At 43.4% G+C, this 16,068-nt stretch carries 16 protein-coding genes; 10 read left to right on the top strand and 6 right to left on the bottom strand.

The window, feature by feature from the left end:
* Positions 1 to 50 precede the first annotated feature (50 nt).
* The 3 genes from ACXACS_RS16895 to ACXACS_RS16885 are packed head-to-tail and all read left to right on the top strand — an operon-like array spanning position 51 to position 4,110.
* A complete protein-coding gene (locus ACXACS_RS16895) occupies positions 51 to 2,150 on the top strand; it encodes a type I secretion system permease/ATPase (RefSeq protein ID WP_474809315.1) in 2,100 nt (699 codons plus the stop codon).
* A complete protein-coding gene (locus ACXACS_RS16890) occupies positions 2,147 to 3,514 on the top strand; it encodes an HlyD family type I secretion periplasmic adaptor subunit (RefSeq protein WP_474808296.1) in 1,368 nt (455 codons plus the stop codon). The genes ACXACS_RS16895 and ACXACS_RS16890 overlap by 4 nt, the downstream gene beginning before the upstream one ends.
* Positions 3,514 to 4,110 carry a helix-turn-helix transcriptional regulator gene (locus ACXACS_RS16885; RefSeq protein ID WP_474808294.1) on the top strand — a complete coding sequence of 199 codons (597 nt, stop codon included), beginning with the start codon at positions 3,514 to 3,516 and terminating at the stop codon, positions 4,108 to 4,110. Before ACXACS_RS16890 ends, ACXACS_RS16885 begins: the two co-directional genes overlap by 1 nt.
* On the opposite strand, the gene ACXACS_RS16880 is transcribed toward ACXACS_RS16885, so the two are convergent.
* The 3 genes from ACXACS_RS16880 to ACXACS_RS16870 all read right to left on the bottom strand — a co-directional run bounded on the left by ACXACS_RS16880 (position 4,085) and on the right by ACXACS_RS16870 (position 8,054).
* On the bottom strand, positions 4,085 to 6,019 hold the full coding sequence (locus ACXACS_RS16880) for a bifunctional diguanylate cyclase/phosphodiesterase (RefSeq protein WP_474808292.1): 1,935 nt from the start codon (positions 6,017 to 6,019) through the stop codon (positions 4,085 to 4,087). The genes ACXACS_RS16885 and ACXACS_RS16880 overlap by 26 nt on opposite strands.
* A 6-nt stretch (positions 6,020 to 6,025) precedes the next feature.
* The gene (locus tag ACXACS_RS16875) at positions 6,026 to 6,706 is read right to left on the bottom strand and encodes a transglutaminase-like cysteine peptidase (RefSeq protein ID WP_179982619.1); all 681 of its coding nucleotides are present in this window, start codon (positions 6,704 to 6,706) and stop codon (positions 6,026 to 6,028) included.
* Positions 6,707 to 6,872: 166 nt separating this feature from the next.
* Positions 6,873 to 8,054, bottom strand: a complete 1,182-nt coding sequence (locus ACXACS_RS16870; protein WP_474808290.1) for a flagellar assembly protein T N-terminal domain-containing protein — start codon at positions 8,052 to 8,054, stop codon at positions 6,873 to 6,875.
* A 295-nt stretch (positions 8,055 to 8,349) separates the two neighbouring features.
* On the opposite strand from ACXACS_RS16870, the gene ACXACS_RS16865 reads away from it, so the two are divergent.
* Positions 8,350 to 8,835, top strand: coding sequence for an LPP20 family lipoprotein (locus ACXACS_RS16865; protein ID WP_474808289.1), 486 nt, complete (start codon positions 8,350 to 8,352; stop codon positions 8,833 to 8,835).
* A gap of 141 nt (positions 8,836 to 8,976) precedes the next feature.
* Here the strand turns inward: ACXACS_RS16865 and flgN are convergent, their stop codons facing one another.
* The 3 genes from flgN to flgA all read right to left on the bottom strand — a co-directional run bounded on the left by flgN (position 8,977) and on the right by flgA (position 10,644).
* Entirely contained in the window at positions 8,977 to 9,408 is a 432-nt protein-coding gene (gene flgN / locus ACXACS_RS16860; RefSeq protein WP_474808288.1) for a flagellar export chaperone FlgN, read from the bottom strand.
* Positions 9,409 to 9,479: 71 nt separating this feature from the next.
* Entirely contained in the window at positions 9,480 to 9,809 is a 330-nt protein-coding gene (flgM, locus tag ACXACS_RS16855) for a flagellar biosynthesis anti-sigma factor FlgM (protein WP_474808286.1), read from the bottom strand.
* A 103-nt stretch (positions 9,810 to 9,912) separates the two neighbouring features.
* Positions 9,913 to 10,644, bottom strand: coding sequence for a flagellar basal body P-ring formation chaperone FlgA (gene flgA / locus ACXACS_RS16850; RefSeq protein ID WP_474808284.1), 732 nt, complete (start codon positions 10,642 to 10,644; stop codon positions 9,913 to 9,915).
* Positions 10,645 to 10,918: 274 nt separating this feature from the next.
* Here flgA and ACXACS_RS16845 point away from each other — a divergent pair, with 274 nt between their 5' ends.
* The 6 genes from ACXACS_RS16845 (at position 10,919) to flgE (ending at position 15,875) form a co-directional block, all read left to right on the top strand.
* Positions 10,919 to 11,848 (top strand): chemotaxis protein CheV, encoded by a 930-nt coding sequence (locus ACXACS_RS16845; RefSeq protein ID WP_179982624.1) that lies wholly within the window; start codon positions 10,919 to 10,921, stop codon positions 11,846 to 11,848.
* Between the two features lie 15 nt (positions 11,849 to 11,863).
* The gene (locus ACXACS_RS16840) at positions 11,864 to 12,694 is read left to right on the top strand and encodes a CheR family methyltransferase (RefSeq protein ID WP_179982625.1); all 831 of its coding nucleotides are present in this window, start codon (positions 11,864 to 11,866) and stop codon (positions 12,692 to 12,694) included.
* A 203-nt stretch (positions 12,695 to 12,897) separates the two neighbouring features.
* Positions 12,898 to 13,332 (top strand): flagellar basal body rod protein FlgB, encoded by a 435-nt coding sequence (flgB, locus tag ACXACS_RS16835; protein ID WP_474808281.1) that lies wholly within the window; start codon positions 12,898 to 12,900, stop codon positions 13,330 to 13,332.
* A 2-nt stretch (positions 13,333 to 13,334) separates the two neighbouring features.
* Positions 13,335 to 13,757: a flagellar basal body rod protein FlgC gene (gene flgC, locus ACXACS_RS16830; protein ID WP_118490030.1), complete on the top strand. Its 423-nt coding sequence runs from the start codon at positions 13,335 to 13,337 to the stop codon at positions 13,755 to 13,757.
* 31 nt (positions 13,758 to 13,788) lie between these two features.
* Positions 13,789 to 14,475: a flagellar hook assembly protein FlgD gene (gene flgD / locus ACXACS_RS16825; RefSeq protein ID WP_474808278.1), complete on the top strand. Its 687-nt coding sequence runs from the start codon at positions 13,789 to 13,791 to the stop codon at positions 14,473 to 14,475.
* A 14-nt stretch (positions 14,476 to 14,489) separates the two neighbouring features.
* Positions 14,490 to 15,875 carry a flagellar hook protein FlgE gene (gene flgE, locus ACXACS_RS16820; RefSeq protein WP_474808276.1) on the top strand — a complete coding sequence of 462 codons (1,386 nt, stop codon included), beginning with the start codon at positions 14,490 to 14,492 and terminating at the stop codon, positions 15,873 to 15,875.
* Positions 15,876 to 16,068: the final 193 nt, after the last annotated feature.

Genomic DNA, 16,068 nt, shown 5'->3' with positions numbered 1-16,068 from the left:
AAAAGGTCGACAGCGACATATCATATCTTGAGAAACAAGGTGGCGTATTGATGGATTGTTTAATAACAATCTGCCATGCCCACCATTTGGATGTATCTAGAGTTAGCCTGCTTAGCGGACTGCCTTTAGACCACGGTGAGTTGTCTCCTACGGGGTTTGAACGCGCAGCAAAACGAGCGGGGCTCGCCAGTAGAACAGTAAAACGCGATCTAGATCATATCAATACTGCAATACTACCCGCGGTTTTAGTGCTCAGTGATAAGCAAGCCTGCGTTCTACATGGGCTTGACAAAACGCATGCCAGAGTTTCATACCCGGAACTCGATGATGCTGTGGTCGAAGTACCAAGAGATGAGCTAAGTGCTAGCTATACAGGGTATGTCATTTTCGCTCGCCCCGAGATGAATGCACAAGAAACGAATGCGCAAATTGACAAGTCATCCGTAGGGCATTGGTTGTGGTCGTCCATCAGAACGGCAAAAGGCTTGTATCGCGATGTTCTTTTAGCGTCCGTTTTTATCAGTTTGCTTTCTATCGCATTACCCCTTTTCGTGATGAATGTTTACGATAGGGTAGTGCCAAATGCTGCGCTAGAAACCATGTGGGCACTCGCTATTGGTGTTTTGCTTGTGCTAGCGGCAGATTTTTTATTACGCATGCTTAGACAGTACTTTGTAGAGTTAGCTGCGAGTCGATTAGATGTCACGCTATCGGCGAAAATAATGGAAAAAGTGCTGTCTATAAATTTAGCCAGCAAACCTGCTAAAAGTGGCTCATTCATAAATAGCCTACAGTCTTTTGAAAGTATTCGGCAGTTCTTCGGTTCAGTCACTTTAGTGGCTCTGGTTGATTTACCCTTTGGCCTACTGTTTGTAGTCATTATCGCCATGATTGATTTTTATCTGATCATTCCAATACTCATTGGTGCTACTGCGCTTTTTCTTTATGCGATGAAGGCGCAGCGGGTAATGCGTTCTCTTTCTGAAGAATCGATGGAAATCAGCTCTCGTAAAAGCTCCCTTGTGACTGAAAGCGTAACCTCATTAGAGGACGTTAAAGCGTTTGGTTATCAAAGTAGAAATCAAAGTGCGTGGGAAAAGCAGACTATCTTCCTTGCCAAAGTCAACGCCAAACTACGTTTAGTATCAATGTCGGTTAATAACGCTGCGCTCTGGATCCAGCAATCTGTGGGTGTGGTTATTATCCTCACTGGTGTTTACCTCATTATTGAGGGCGTGATAACACAAGGTGGACTAATCGCCGCTTATTTATTATCAAGCCGAGCTATGGGGCCGGTTTCTCAGGCTGCCGCATTGCTTGCGCAATTCCATCACGCTGAAACCGCAAAGAATGCCCTTGATGACATTATGTCTTTACCAAGTGAAACAGGTAGCAACAAACAGATTAAAAACAATGTCGTGCTAAAAGGGAATATTGACGCTAGCCAGCTTTGCTTCAAGTATCCAGATGAAACCGTACTCGCGTTAAAAGACATTAACTTCTCTATTAAACAAGGGGAACACGTTGCTATTTTGGGCAAAAACGGGTGCGGAAAGTCAACGTTAAACAAGCTTCTTATGGCTTTTTATCGCCCTGAATCGGGACAACTTTTGTTGGATGGGATAGACCTTCAGCAGTATGACCCAACGCTGTTACGTAAACAAATAGGCTATGTACCGCAAGATGTGAGCCTTTTTCACGGCTCATTAAAAGACAATATTTTGCCAGAGGATACACATATTGACGAGGCTGAGTTTTGGGAAGTCATTACCCAATGTGGTTTGGCAAAGCTAGTTAATGGAAGTGCGAGTGGCATAGAGCAAAATGTGGGGGAGCGCGGCTGCTTGCTTTCAGGTGGGCAGCGTCAGGCTGTGGCGATGGCAAGGGCCATAGTGCGAGATCCAGCAATTTACATTATGGATGAACCAACTTCAGCCATGGATTCAACTAATGAAGCGCAGATGAAGGAAACGATTAAGGCGGCAACGGCAGGTAAAACTCTTATCATTAATACGCACAGAACCACATTACTCGACTTGGTAGAACGGGTCATTGTTGTAGAAAACGGAAAAGTGATTGCCGATGGAAAAAAGGAAGAGGTACTCGTGCAGTTTAGACAACCCAGTCAAGTATTGAAGAGGGCGCCATGATTTTGAAAAGTGATGGTGAAAAAAAGGACTGGTTACAGCGGCTAATGCGAGGCTGGCTTGCGCCGCCCCCAGGTCAAGATTGGGTGTTAGAAGCAGAATGGTCGCGCATTATGCAAACGCCGGTAAAAGCCCGTGGCCTGCTTTATGTCGTGCTAATAGTATTGTTTTTGTTAGTGGTATGGTCTTATTTCGCCGAAATTGACGAAGTGGCTAAAGGTGATGGGAAGGTGATTCCGTCACAGCAGCTGCAGGTACTTCAATCATACGATGGTGGAATAGTACAAGAAATCTTAGTACGAGAAGGACAAACCGTTGAAGCGGGACAGGTGCTATTAAAAGTTGATCCAACACGTTTCCTATCTAGTTTGGAAGAAAATACCACGCAATTTGCAGCACTTGCCGCAAAGGTTCAGCGCTTATCTGCGCTTACCCAGGGCGAGGTGTTGCGGTTTAACCGAGAGCTTCAAGAAGAAGCGCCTACCATCGTTGATAATGAGAGAAAACTCTATAACTCGAATTTAGCTGAGCTTGATGAAATCGCGGCAGGTTCTGACTCTCGCATTTTACAACGCCGACAAGATGTTGAAGAAGAGCGCGCTAATCTATCCCAATATCAAAACGTGCTGACGCTTTCTAAAAAAGAGCTTGCGGTGACTAAACCATTATTAGCATCAGGAGCTGTGTCGGAAATCGAAATTCTTAGATTAGAGCGCCAAATTGTTGAGCTTGAAGGCAACATCAGCAAATCTAAAGTGGCAATAGAGCGTGGGTTAAATGCTATTGAAGAAGAAATTATTAAGAAGGAAGAAGCCCGCCTCAAGCTAGTTAATCGATGGAATCAAGAATTGACCGATGCAACTGGTGAAATGGCTATGCTACAGCAGTCTCAAACAAGTTTAGAAGATGTGGTGTCGCAAGCGGACTTGCGTTCGCCTATCAATGGAACGGTTCAACGGCTACTTATCAACACGGTTGGCGGCGTTATTACACCTGGTAGCGCTGTTGTCGAGCTAGTACCTCAAGACGACCAGCTCATTGTTGAGGCCAAAGTCTCACCGAAAGACATTGCTTTTATTAGAGAAGGGCAGCCGGCCATCCTGAAATTTAGTGCATACGATTTTACTATTTATGGTGGCATGTCGGCTGAGGTTCAGCACATTAGTGCAGATGCCATTACCAATGAAAAAGATGAAACCTATTACCTTGTCAGACTTGAAACAAAGCGAAGCATTGCAGATGAATCCTTAGATATTCTGCCCGGAATGATTGTGCAAGTAGATATTTTAACGGGCAAGAAAACCGTTCTTAATTACATTTTATCGCCTTTGTTTAATGTGACAGCCTCTGCGCTGAGGGAGCGTTAATGAGACATTTCATTGCAGAAAAAGACTTACAAGGGGCACTTACTCAATACTCTTGGTCTAGTTATAGTAGTGTCAATGAACTGAAGTGCGATAGTAGTGACTGCGTATGGATTATGGCAAGCGATAATAACTGGCGTCAGTTACTGATTGAGGCAAAACAAAAAGCTGAAAATCTTGTTTTACTTACCTACAAATATGACCGCCTAGAGATGCAAACAGCACTAATGTTGGGTGCTAGAGCATATTGTCATGCATTAGGAACCCAATCTCTACTATCTTCTGTAGCCCGTGTTATAGAAGCTGGAGGCATGTGGTTGCCCAACGAGTTATTAACAGTGACTACATCAAATGTCGCTGCTAATTTGCAGACGAAACGGAATTTCCCTGTGCTGCGAGAGCTAACCAACCGAGAAAAAGATGTATTAAATGGTATTTTGGAGGGGTTAAGCAACAAGGAGGTAGCAAGGAAGCACGGCATTACTGAGCGTACCGTTAAAGAATATGTTGGTACGCTCCTTCATAAGTTTGAAGCGAAAGACAGGATAAGCTTATTACTTCGTATAGGTGAGTTTAGTCATCTAAAAGATGCTCTATAACTTCAATGTGTGAAACCACACCATCTATCCCTAATTCAATGAATAGTTCTTGATGGTCTGAGCGCTTAACGCCGTCTGCATAAACTTTTATACCAAAAGTATGCGCAAGGGAGCAGAACCCACGTATAAAGGCGTGATTGGCAGGATTGAAATCGATATCTGCCATAAACGCTGAATCGATTTTTACATAATCTAAACCCATTTCCTGCACGTTCAACAGTTGCGAGAAAGATTCTCCAACTCGCTTCAAGCCCACTTCGCTGTCTTTGGCTTTTAGCGTTGTACAAAAGTCTCTAAACTCATCAGGGAAGCGCGTCGCGGTAGATTCTCGCACCTCAAAACACAACTGTTTCGCTGCCTTTTCGTTGGTACCGATTTGATAATAAAGTTGAGCAAGAACCTCTGGGTTGAGCATGAATTGCTCAGAACAGAGAAACGCAAATTTAGAGTTTGTTTTAGTGTTATTAATATAGTTGATCAGGCTAGTAATTGTTGTTAGCTCTAATTGGGGTAGAAGCCCGAGATAGCGAGCCCAATGGGTATAATAACCACTTTTTCTTAGTTCACCATCTATTGTAACGCCCGCCCAACTCTGATAGTGAACCAAATTGCGGTCAATATCTAAAACCGGGAAGTTAAAGGTTTCTACACCACATTCGTCAATAGTATTTTGTAACTCTTTTTCCCAGCGTTTTTGCTCTACCAAGCTAATAAATTCTTTAAGGGTCGACTCGATAAAGGGTTCATCCATATCTAGTAGTTCTGCTTCATCAATCATCGCATCTGCACGCATTAGTAAAGCAGAGAAACTATCATCTGGGCGAAGTTTAACAACAGACTGAAATACCTTGGGATCGCCAACTTCGCTGAATGCACTTAGGCAGGCGCCATGAACCGCTTCAGATATAGCTACGGCATCATGGGTTTCAGTAAGCAAAATAGCAAACTCGTTTTTTTGCATTCTAGCAATTCGGCTGTCAGTAAATTGATGATGATGTAACGCAAGGCAATCGTTAATTTCTTCAACAAAATCTCGAATACGCTTTTTTCTGATATTTGCCGGTGAGCGCAAAAAGCCTTTGCCTTCGGTAAATCTGACGAAGAAAAGGCAGTTCACACCTTCAGTATCTCTAAAAGCCAGCTGCCCTTTCAAAATTGAAATGAAGTAATCCCTATTAGCAACGCCAGACTCGTCATCAAATTGGGTTTTATAGCGCATGAGATCAAGGCGCGTATTCTCTTCATCCATGATCTTTCTAGAATTGGTAGCAAGAAAGTTCATGGCGCGCACTACACGCTTAAGCTCTAACGTACGAGGCTCTTTCAGCTGAATAAATTGCATTTGTTGAAATGATTCAGCCTGGCGCACGACACCGTCTAGTGGACGAATTATAAAGCGTAGAGCCCACCCCCCTAAAAAGCCTGAAAATATGCCAACAAGAGATAAACCAAAAATAAGTCGTTTAGTGGCGCGCCACATTGATGCAACGGCAAAGCTGGTATCTGTTTCGACATAAACCGTACCGTACTGACCCCAACCTTCGCTTACTTGAGCGATACCTGGTTTGACTATGGGAGAAAAGTTATCTGAAAACCACTTTGGCGTATTTTCGTCCAACTGCACTTCATGAGTGTATTCAGAAACTATTTCACCGTCAGATTTTTGAAGTACAATGGAAGCGTAGTGACCAATGTCAAATTGTGACATTATGAAGAGATCGAGCGAAGCAGGGTCTTTATCAAGCCCACTTAGGGTAAGAGCAAGCATACTCGCGTTGTCTAAGTTTTTTGAATATAGCTGTTCTTCTACGTATTGCTTGGTAGTTATTCCATGAATTGTGACACTACCTGCAATTGCAACAAGGACGACGACTACAATGGCTAGCCATAATTCTCTTGTTATTGACATAAACTCCTAAGACCTTCTGCTAATCCCCTCCTGCTTCATGCGCTCAATAACATCACGCCACCTTGATAGTCTGCTGGTAGACGAAGAAACTTGTGCAGTTTTACCCGGCTGCCAAATACCCGAATCATTAAAACTGAATACAGGAATTAAGTCCGTTCGTTGAGAACCTGGCAACACATTAGACACTAAGCTATCTAGCACCAAAGGATCCGATGAAGGGGAATCATAGTATCCTAGTACCATATGTGCTTGCGTTACTCGGCTTCTACCAATTTTCGCTTTTACATAAATTAGGCGAAGTTTAGAACTATCGATACCTAAGTGTAGCAGAGCTACGTATTTTGCAATGGCATAATCCTCACAATCTCCGCGAGAATGACCAAAAAGCTCCGAAGGAGTAGCCCAATAGTCTTTTTGTTTGAATACGATATCGTCGGTAGCGTACTGGATATGCTCGTCAAAGAAAGCGTTTACACCGATAAGCTGTTCTTTAACAGCCTTATTTTCAAGGTCGTGAAGTTTAGTTTCTAGTGCGCTGACATGTAACGCTTTGTCAGCCCCAAAATTATTTTTAACTTCCTGTTCGAGCTTTGGAAACTCGATGACATAGTGATCCCTCAGTTGTTGTCCAGCCAGTAGCAAGGCCACTAATGCTAAGCAGTGCGACGCAAACAGAGAAAGGGTCATATTTTTATTATGTAGGTCATACTAAAGTATAAGAAAGAGTACTTGCCTCTGACTAAAGTTTAAGTATTGAATATTATACGTACTTATAGATATATCACGGCATTGCTGATATTCCAACCCCGTTATTTCAACCCCAGTGACTTACATTGATAAAGTGAAAACTAATTTACTTCTTAACTACAAAATCATTTTCCTGAATGTTAGCAGTAATTCCAGACTCAGCGTTGACTATCACTGATGAATTGCCATAAGCACTATCAACAACAAACGTACCGGGGTAGAGCGTATATTGAAGATATTTTCTACCGCGATTGTCGACCACCTCTTTGGCCTGATAAAGATATAGTTCATCTTTTTCAGAAATGCCATTATCTCGTCCAAGAGATATCGAAATTTTATTGTTCGCAATATTGATAACACGACCCGTTACAGGTTGGCAGGCTGTCGACTCTTTAATATCTTCTATTAATTGGCTGATTGAGCCATCAATCGCCTGACCGTAGCGTGATTGCCAAAAAGTGGACGAAAATTCATCGATGTCTTCAAATCTGTCAAACGTCCACTCTTCATTAGCATTGTAAGAGGAACTGAACAATAGGCCGCCGTTTATTCCGTCATAAACTTGTACAGACATTGCAAAAGCACGGTGTGAAGTGTTGCTTCGCCATGGTGTAAACATGGATGCTTCTTTTTGTGTAACGCTTAAATCATCAATAACGCCGACAATAACGAATTGCGTGTTACTTTGATCTGATAGTGTACGTACGTTTTTGTCGGTATATCGGCTATCAAACTTTGCAGTATGGGGAGCAACGTAAGTAATACTGAGATTGTCTGTCTGTTCCTGCATTGCCTTAGCTAAACGCTGCGTAAACGCCTTATCAAAGTGTGGAATATTTCCTTCAGTCAGTTGTGCTCTGTTTCTTATTCTAAAGTGAGTAGTCGCAAAGTGCTTTTGGTCCTGCTGTGCTGAGCATATTTCCCCTTTAGGAAAAATGTCTGCACGTACACTAACAGTGACTACATCACCGTTGTAAGTTTCGCTCACAAGCTCTAGCTGTTCGACTTCGCCCGTTGAACTAATTGTCATCTCTTCGTTTTTCAGAAGCCCATTAGTGAGTTTGGCTACACTTTGCACTGACGCCCCAGCAAATAACATAGCTTGTTTGAGCGCATCCTGTGTTGCTGCGCGCTTTGCTGCTTCCTTGTTACCGTTCATTACCACAGCCTGTCCTGTGGCTTCATACCAAACGGCATGGGCTTGCCCAGCGATTAGGCTAAGTAGGCAAACAGCGGCCATTGCTCTGCTTAAACATGCCATTAGCGTTGTTTTGCTTGCTTGTCGCACGTGACACCTCTGTGGTTGTTTAGTTATTGCGGTTAAATAATGTCGTAATCTATGCGAGACCTACGCGAGTTCTATGCGAAAAAAGTGCCAATTAAAGTGGGAAGCTATCTTTAAAAGCAAACGGGCGCATATATTGCTTATTTCCTTCTAACCAAGGTCTAAAACTGCAAAATGTGTTATGAAAGTTTAGTCGCCTCATAACGCTTTGCTCAAAGGTTATTAGCCTACATAGGTAATGAAAGTAAACAATCAGACGTCACTAAGTCGTTATTAATGCACACAGAGGTTTTAAATTATGTGGTTGAATAGACTAAAAAATTCAAAGCTACTTTTGCGGTCTTCTATGTTTGGCCTGGCAGTTTCTTTGAGTGGATGTGGCATTATCGATAAGCACGTCGAGTGGGAAACCGTTGAGCCTGAAACTTACCCAGTTTTAAAGGCGGTTGGTTACGCGCCAATTTCATCACAAAAAGGCGAGTCTGACAGTATGAAGCTGATAATGGCGATGAAAGCGTCAAAATTAGATGCATACCGCGAGTTAACCGAGCAGGTGTATGGTCAAAAAATCGAAGGTAGTCAATCTGTATCACGTCTTGTTGTTGACAGTGAAACGTTACGCGCGTCTGTGGAAGGAGTAATAAGAGGCGCCGAGGTCGTTAAGACTTATCCGGTGGGTGAGGATACCTACGTTACGGAGCTTTCTTTAGATATGCAGCAAGTCTACGATATTTATTTGTCGACTGCTAAGCCGCGTCGAGTAAAAGATGTAAAGTATTACTAGGAAGTAAGTTAAAGGCGATTCGCGCTAATTACTTTGCAGCGGGATGCTAAAAAATACGCGATAATCGAGTGGGATAACTGGTGATGTGGTTTATGCACAGCGTAGTTAACGCTTTAGGGCGATACAAGGCTATTTAAAAGCCTATGCACTTACTCCAGAGCCTAAGGTTCCGCCTTTCGGCTTCCCTTTTTTGTCGTAAGTAAGTGATTCTTTTGCTCGAACTTCCATCATCAAATTCCGCAAATGTGTGAGGCGTAGCTGTCCTTGCTCTACGGCTTTTTGATTAACCTGTGTTCGATATTTGCAATCTTCCAGAAGCTTCTTGGCGTTAGCCATTAATGCTTCATCGTCTTCCGACATCGCATCTTCGTTAGCAATAGCATCTTCGATACTTGAATCCAGTGATTGAATAGAACCCAGAAGGGCTGTTTTTTCGTCTAACAAATTCATCAATGATTCGGCGTCACGCGAGCTAATAAGCTGCAGTTCTTTTTCAAGCAGCGACGCAAGTGAAGTCATTTGCTCCACTTGACGTGATAATGCTTGTGTTAACTGGCTTACTTGTTCTGTCACTATACTTGTCTCATTGAACGTGTCTGATAAATTCTAACTAGTTATTTGACACCAGATTATTTAGTGCCGAATTATTTAGTACCAAAAATCTCGGATTCTAGCTTCGAGATTTTATTAGCAAGCACTTCAGGATTAACCTTGTACTCACCACTTTGAATCGCTTTTTTAAGGCGATCAACTTTTTCCTGATTCACAGGAGCCTCAGTCCCTTTTTTCTGGACTTGATTCAGCTGCTGAGCAGATTGCGTCAATGAAACCGAATCTTGTCTCGGCGCTGCGGCCGTTTGTGCCGATTGCGCTGAAGCTTGTTGTTGAGATTGCTGCGTCTGGTTCTGCTGCGCTACTTTCCCATTATCAACGGGCGTTTTAGGTAACCCATTGTTTATATTGTTAATTGCCATATCTAGTCCTCACTACTCTCTTGCCTCTGTAATATATATCGGCCTTTAGACTAATATCTTTAGCTAAATTGAGAACAAAATAGTAGATATTTTACGCTCACCTTTATAAGTGTATCACGACTTCTTCAGGGCTTGCGACTCTGGCAATAATGGCCTTCTGGCTACTGGCATTGATAACCTTTATATTATCGCCAACCACACCATCTTGCTGCGCTATTCCAGCAGTCTTAACTTCCATTCCCGCAACCTCGGCGGTAATAGTTATTCTATCGCCTTTGCACACAAAGCATAGCATATTAGACTGTATTGCTTGTCCATCGGTAATGCGGCGTTTCATTCTAGCGCCAATTAACGATTCTAAATCGGTAAACGCGGTATAGCGTAAACGTCTCACATCTACTTTTGCCTTCGTTAAATTCGATGAGGTTAATACAGTTCCAGGGCTAATTGCGCCCTGAGTCACCACAATTTCTTTAGTTCGCGTCACCTGGCCGCTGGTAAACAAATACCACTCGTTATTTTTACAGCTTACACGAACAGATATGTAGGATTGGCTCAACGCTTCCTGTGAAGCATTATATTGGAAACCGGTTGGACAGTCTGGGATTTTTATCCGATCGTCTATCTTCACAATATCCACATCAATGTTAGTATCCTGCGCGTTATCAGTAAGCTGGTTCAATAAGTACTTCTTGGCACCGCTTTCAACTTGTTCATGGTTGGACGCCGCCGCATAGCAGTGCCTACTTAGTAAACCGACTAGCAAACCAACTACTAAACAGGTGAATGAGTGAGAGAATCTGGTACGTATTTTTTCGTTTATCTTTTTCATCATGACATTTCGTGTTCAGTTTGCGATTAATTGACTATGCTTAGTGAAATCTATGTTTGTAAACAGCGAGTTTTACAACAATAGTTAGTTCAAGGTGTAAAAGTACACGCTTCAACATGACAAGATTTAATAGGCAGTATTAAAACAAAACGCTAGTAAAGCTTAATTAAACCTTAAGTGTCATTTTTCTGTCGTTTGACCTGCAAAAATTTAGTGATATTGTCTATTCTTATCATAAGAGGCAATGATCATGCCCAGTATTACTTAGAGGTGACCTATGTCGGGTATTTTGGATTCGGTAAACCAGCGAACGCAGCTTGTTGGGCAGAACCGCTTAGAGTTGTTGCTGTTTAGACTGAACGGCCGTCAGCGGTTTGGGATTAATGTGTTTAAAGTGCGCGAAGTATTGCAGTGTCCTCCGCTTACGGCAATGCCAAAACTAAATCCACTAGTTCGTGGGGTGGCACACATTCGTGGCCAAACTATTTCGGTTATTGACCTGAGTATGGCTACGCGTGGTCGTAAAATTGAAGACCTCTCTAACGCGTTTATCGTTATTGCTGAATACAACCGCTCGGTGCAAGGTTTTTTGGTTGGCGCTGTTGAGCGCATTATCAATACCAACTGGGATGCCATCATGCCACCACCTCAGGGCACGGGGCGCGCCAGCTATCTGACGGCAGTTACTGAGGTTGAAAACGAACTCATTGAAATACTAGATGTAGAAAAAATTCTCAATGAGATTTCTCCGCTGAACGCTGAAGTGAGTGCTGACGTGGCCGAGGGGCTAACCACAGAAGGCCAAGAAAACAAGATTATTTTCATTGCGGATGACTCGGCGGTAGCGAGAAATCAGGTGAAAAAGGCGCTTACGTCATTAGGCCTTGAAATCGAGCTTGCTAAAAATGGTCTTGAAGCACTTAATCGTCTTAAACAAATTGCTGAAGAGTATGGCGACGTAACCAACCGCGTTGGTGTACTAGTTTCTGATATTGAAATGCCCGAAATGGATGGCTATACCCTGACTGCAGAAATCAAAAATACTCCTGAACTTCAAAAACTCCACGTTGTTCTACACACGTCATTAAGCGGGGTATTTAACCAAGCAATGGTACAAAAAGTTGGCGCAGACGACTTTATAGCGAAGTTTCACCCAGACGAATTAGCGACTGCTGTACAGAAGTGGCTGATGACCGAGTGCGAATAACGGAGCAGGAAAGGATTGGCTAATAAAGACGTTTCGCCCGCGAGCTACCAAAAGTTCAGAGAGTTTCTTGAAAAGCAATGCGGTATAGTTTTGGGGGAGAATAAACAATACCTCGTCCGCAGCCGTTTGGCTTCATTGCTTTTTAAGCATAAGTACGAATCTGCAGATGAACTGATAGACGTTGTTGTACGCGGTTTTGATCGCACCTTGTTACAAAGTGTTATCGATGCAATGACGACCAACGAAACATTATGGTTTCGCGATAACTATCCCTTTGATCTTCTTTTAAAGGACCTATTGCCATCCTTATCTACCAAAAATCAGAAGGTTCGCATTTGGAGTGCGGCCTGTTCGTCGGGGCAAGAGCCTTATTCCATCGCAATGTCCGTGCTTGAGTATCAACGTCAACGTCCAGGCGCTTTGAGAGCGGGCGTTGAGATTGTGGCCACCGACTTATCATCAGAAATGCTGCAAAAATGTGAATCAGGTATTTATGACGAACTTTCTCTTGCCAGAGGGTTATCTCCACAGCGAAGACAAGCTTTTTTCCAACAAAACGAAAAGGGACTTATGCAGGTGAAGCCAGAGGTTCGCCGTATGGTAAGCTTCAGAAGTTTGAACCTGCTTACAAGTTATGCCGCGCTCGGTCGGTTTGATATTGTGTTTTGCCGCAACGTGTTGATTTATTTTTCAGCAGAAGTAAAGCAGCGGATCCTGCAACAAATTGCCGGACAACTGCAGCCTAACGGCGTTCTATTTCTTGGCGCGTCAGAGTCTATAAGTGCCGCCAGTGATATCTACAGCATGGTGAAGTGCCACCCTGGTCTTTACTACCAAAAAAAATGATCTAACTTATCGGCTTGATAAATAAAGTTTTTTAAAACTCAAGCCGATTTACCAACCCCTTTACTTTCCGTCAAAATCCCATTGTGGCATCTGCCTTGCTAACTATTTAAACAAACGACAGTAAATCGGCAAAAGTTTAACGCTTATATTTCCGTTTAGCTTGTCTACACGAAACGTTTTTAAAGTATGTCAGAGGTCATGTTATGGCTATTAACCTAGATAAGCTGGTGGGCTTTCACGAGTCAGCACTGAAGATACGCACAGAGCGTATGGAGGTTATTTCGGGGAATCTAGCTAACGCGAATACCCCTGGTTACAAAGCCAGAGATATTGATTTTAACAAAGCCATGCAGTCAGCAATGAGCGAAGCATCTAGTGGAACCAAACAACATGCTTCTTCCGGATTGGTCCGGACAAATGAACGCCACCTAGGCGGCAACTCTTCGTCTGTTGCGGCAAATTTTGACATGCAGTACCGCGTTCCCACCCAGCCGGATACCGGCGACGGTAATACGGTAGAAGTCCAAGCGGAAAGAAACCGATTTTTAGACAATGGATTGCGCTACCAAGCAAGCCTTGAATTTTTGAATGGAAAAATTAAAGGCATGAAAAAAGCACTTAGCTCAGGAGGTCAATAGTCATGAGTTTATTTAACGTAATGCAAATTTCGAGTACGGGTATGGAGGCGGAAAATGTCCGTCTTAATACCACGGCGAGTAATATTGCTAATGCAAACTCGGTAAGCAGCAGCTATGACGAAACCTATCGAGCTCGCCACCCAGTTTTTGCAACGGCATTACAAGACGCTATGCGAGATCAGTCGAAGGGCGCAGGTGTTCAAGTTAAGGGCATAGTGGAAAGTGATGCACCACTTCAGGTGGAATATGCGCCTAATAACCCAATGGCAGACGAAGAGGGCTATATCTACAAACCTAACGTCAACATTGTGGAAGAAATGGCGAATATGATGTCAGCGTCTAAAGCGTATGAAACAAACGTACAGGTAGCGGATACCACCAAACGAATCTTCCGCCGCGTACTTCAGTTAGGTCAAGGGCAGTAATTTGCCGCTTGAATAATGTGAGGATTAATCAGTGAACACCATAAATAACACCGGCTTAAATACGGACCTGTACTGGCAGGAAGAAACTGTAAAAGTTGCCGATGGTACCGAGCAGCAGCTAACCCAAGAAGATTTCTTTTCGATGTTGACGGAACAGCTTGCCAATCAGGATCCTACGGCACCGGTTGATAACGATCAGATGGTGGCCCAGATGACGTCATTTACGATGGCTGACGGCATCTCCCAGCTTAACGAGAAATTCGAATCGTTTGCGGCTTCAATGACATCTAATCAAGCACTGCAGGCATCGAGTCTCATCGGACAAAACGTGCTAGTTCAAGGTAATGTCGGTTACATGGCGAACGAAGGGGAAGGGCTCTCAGGCGTTATTGTAAACGAGCAAACGGTTCAAAACATGACAATAAACATTGAGAACCAGTTTGGAGAAGTAATTAAAACCATTGATGCAGGTACACAAAGTGCAGGCAACATTGAGTTTGAATGGGATGGCAAAGATAAACATGGCAACCAAATGGAACCTGGTGAATATGTTATCAGCGCCACTGGCGAACTAAACGGTGAAGGTGTTCAGCTGAATACTGCCGTCAATCGTCACGTTGGAAGTGTCAGCTTGGCCGGCAGTGGTCAGGGCGTAATTTTGAATTTGGATGGTGATGTCAGTATCAATCTTGATGACGTCATCCAAATCGGCAGTTAGTAGGAGAATCAATAATGTCTTTTAATATTGCACTGAGTGGCGTATCGGCCGCACAAAAAGATTTGGATGTAACCGCCAACAACATCGCAAACGTTAATACGGTTGGCTTTAAAGAATCACGAGCTGAATTTGGCGACGTTTATGCGGCATCACTGCTGTCAGGTGGTAAAACCAAAGTGGGTGACGGTGTTCTTACTCAAGAAGTTGCACAGCAATTTTCCCAAGGTAGCCTTCAGTTTACCAATACATCGCTTGACCTTGCGATTACGGGTAACGGCTTCTTTGCTACCGTACCTGAAATTACGTCACGGGATTTCTCGTTCACTCGTGCCGGGCAGTTTAAGTTAGATAGTGATAACTTTGTGGTTAACAGTAACGGTGACAACCTTCTGGGGTTCCCAGTAAACTCTGACGGTACAAGCGCATCAGTTGCACTAAGTACGACTGAACCAGTGCGAATTCCAGATTCATCAGGTTCACCTGCGCAAACCACAGAAGTTGATATTCGTATGAACTTACCTGCAGGGGATGCTGCGTTAGATCCGCAAGATTTTGACCCGGAAGATCCACTTACCTACAACGCCGCAACATCGGTGACGGTATATGATTCTTTAGGTGATAGTCACGTAATGACGTATTACTTCATTAAAGACAACACGGTAGGGGTTGATAACGAGTGGTACGTTGCGACTGCAATAGACGATACCCTCGTCGATATGACAGATTCTACAGGCGCTGATACTGACCCTACTACAGCAGTTAACTCGGTGGGCGGTAATACAGGCAATGCCGTAACCGCATCTAAACTTATTTTCTCTCAAGGTGGTGATTTCTCTGGGATGGAAACGCCAGATGGCTTACCTACGCTAGACTTTAAAATGCAAACTGAAGCACTAGGTGCGGGTATTCTTGCAAATGGTTCGGATCCTACGCAGCAGATAAGCATAGATTTTAATCTTGATGTAAATAGCGCTACACCTAATGAACCGACTCAGTTTGCTTCAGCCTTTGAAGTAACCTCACTAGAACAAGATGGTCTGCCAGTGGGCCGCCTAACAGGTATCGATATCGGCCCTGATGGCTTAGTTCGCGCTACCTTCTCTAACGGAACCTCTGAGCCTATTGTTCGTGTTGCGCTAGTTCGTTTCTCTAATGAGCAGGGACTAACGCAAGAAAGTAGCACGCAGTGGAAAGAGAGTATTCTTTCCGGTGAGGCGCTAGCGGGTGAAGCAACCACCGGTACTTTCGGTGAAATTAATTCATCGGCCCTTGAACAAGCCAACGTTAACCTGACAACCGAGCTTATTGACATGATCATTGCTCAGCGTAACTTCCAGGCTAACTCAAGAGCGCTCGAAGTTAATAACTCACTGAACCAGACTATTCTGAATATTCGATAGTTAAGGTAAAGCGCCGTTTATTAGAATATAAAAGCGGCAATACATTGGCGTATAAGGCCTCCATTATTGCCGATATTTACAAGAGCCGCACAACAGCGGCTCTTTTATTTTTCTTTAAATATCAATTTAATACCTTTCATATTTTCTACCTGAGTTAAAAATCCACAGATTGGCATCGCCTTTGCAAAATCTT

Source organism: Alteromonas sp. AWM4_230 (genome assembly GCF_056158305.1).
The sequence above is the reverse complement of the archived record's forward strand: the minus strand, read 5'-3'. Positions and strand labels throughout refer to the sequence as shown.

Coding starts and splice junctions, on each gene's coding strand:
- ACXACS_RS16895 (WP_474809315.1), top strand. CDS start 51: ATGGATTGTTTAATAACAATCTGCCATGCCCACCATTTGGATGTATCT.
- flgB (WP_474808281.1), top strand. CDS start 12,898: ATGGCTATTAACCTAGATAAGCTGGTGGGCTTTCACGAGTCAGCACTG.
- ACXACS_RS16845 (WP_179982624.1), top strand. CDS start 10,919: ATGTCGGGTATTTTGGATTCGGTAAACCAGCGAACGCAGCTTGTTGGG.
- flgC (WP_118490030.1), top strand. CDS start 13,335: ATGAGTTTATTTAACGTAATGCAAATTTCGAGTACGGGTATGGAGGCG.
- flgM (WP_474808286.1), bottom strand. CDS start 9,809: ATGGCAATTAACAATATAAACAATGGGTTACCTAAAACGCCCGTTGAT.
- ACXACS_RS16885 (WP_474808294.1), top strand. CDS start 3,514: ATGAGACATTTCATTGCAGAAAAAGACTTACAAGGGGCACTTACTCAA.
- ACXACS_RS16890 (WP_474808296.1), top strand. CDS start 2,147: ATGATTTTGAAAAGTGATGGTGAAAAAAAGGACTGGTTACAGCGGCTA.
- flgA (WP_474808284.1), bottom strand. CDS start 10,644: ATGATGAAAAAGATAAACGAAAAAATACGTACCAGATTCTCTCACTCA.
- ACXACS_RS16880 (WP_474808292.1), bottom strand. CDS start 6,019: ATGTCAATAACAAGAGAATTATGGCTAGCCATTGTAGTCGTCGTCCTT.
- ACXACS_RS16865 (WP_474808289.1), top strand. CDS start 8,350: ATGTGGTTGAATAGACTAAAAAATTCAAAGCTACTTTTGCGGTCTTCT.
- ACXACS_RS16875 (WP_179982619.1), bottom strand. CDS start 6,706: ATGACCCTTTCTCTGTTTGCGTCGCACTGCTTAGCATTAGTGGCCTTG.
- flgE (WP_474808276.1), top strand. CDS start 14,490: ATGTCTTTTAATATTGCACTGAGTGGCGTATCGGCCGCACAAAAAGAT.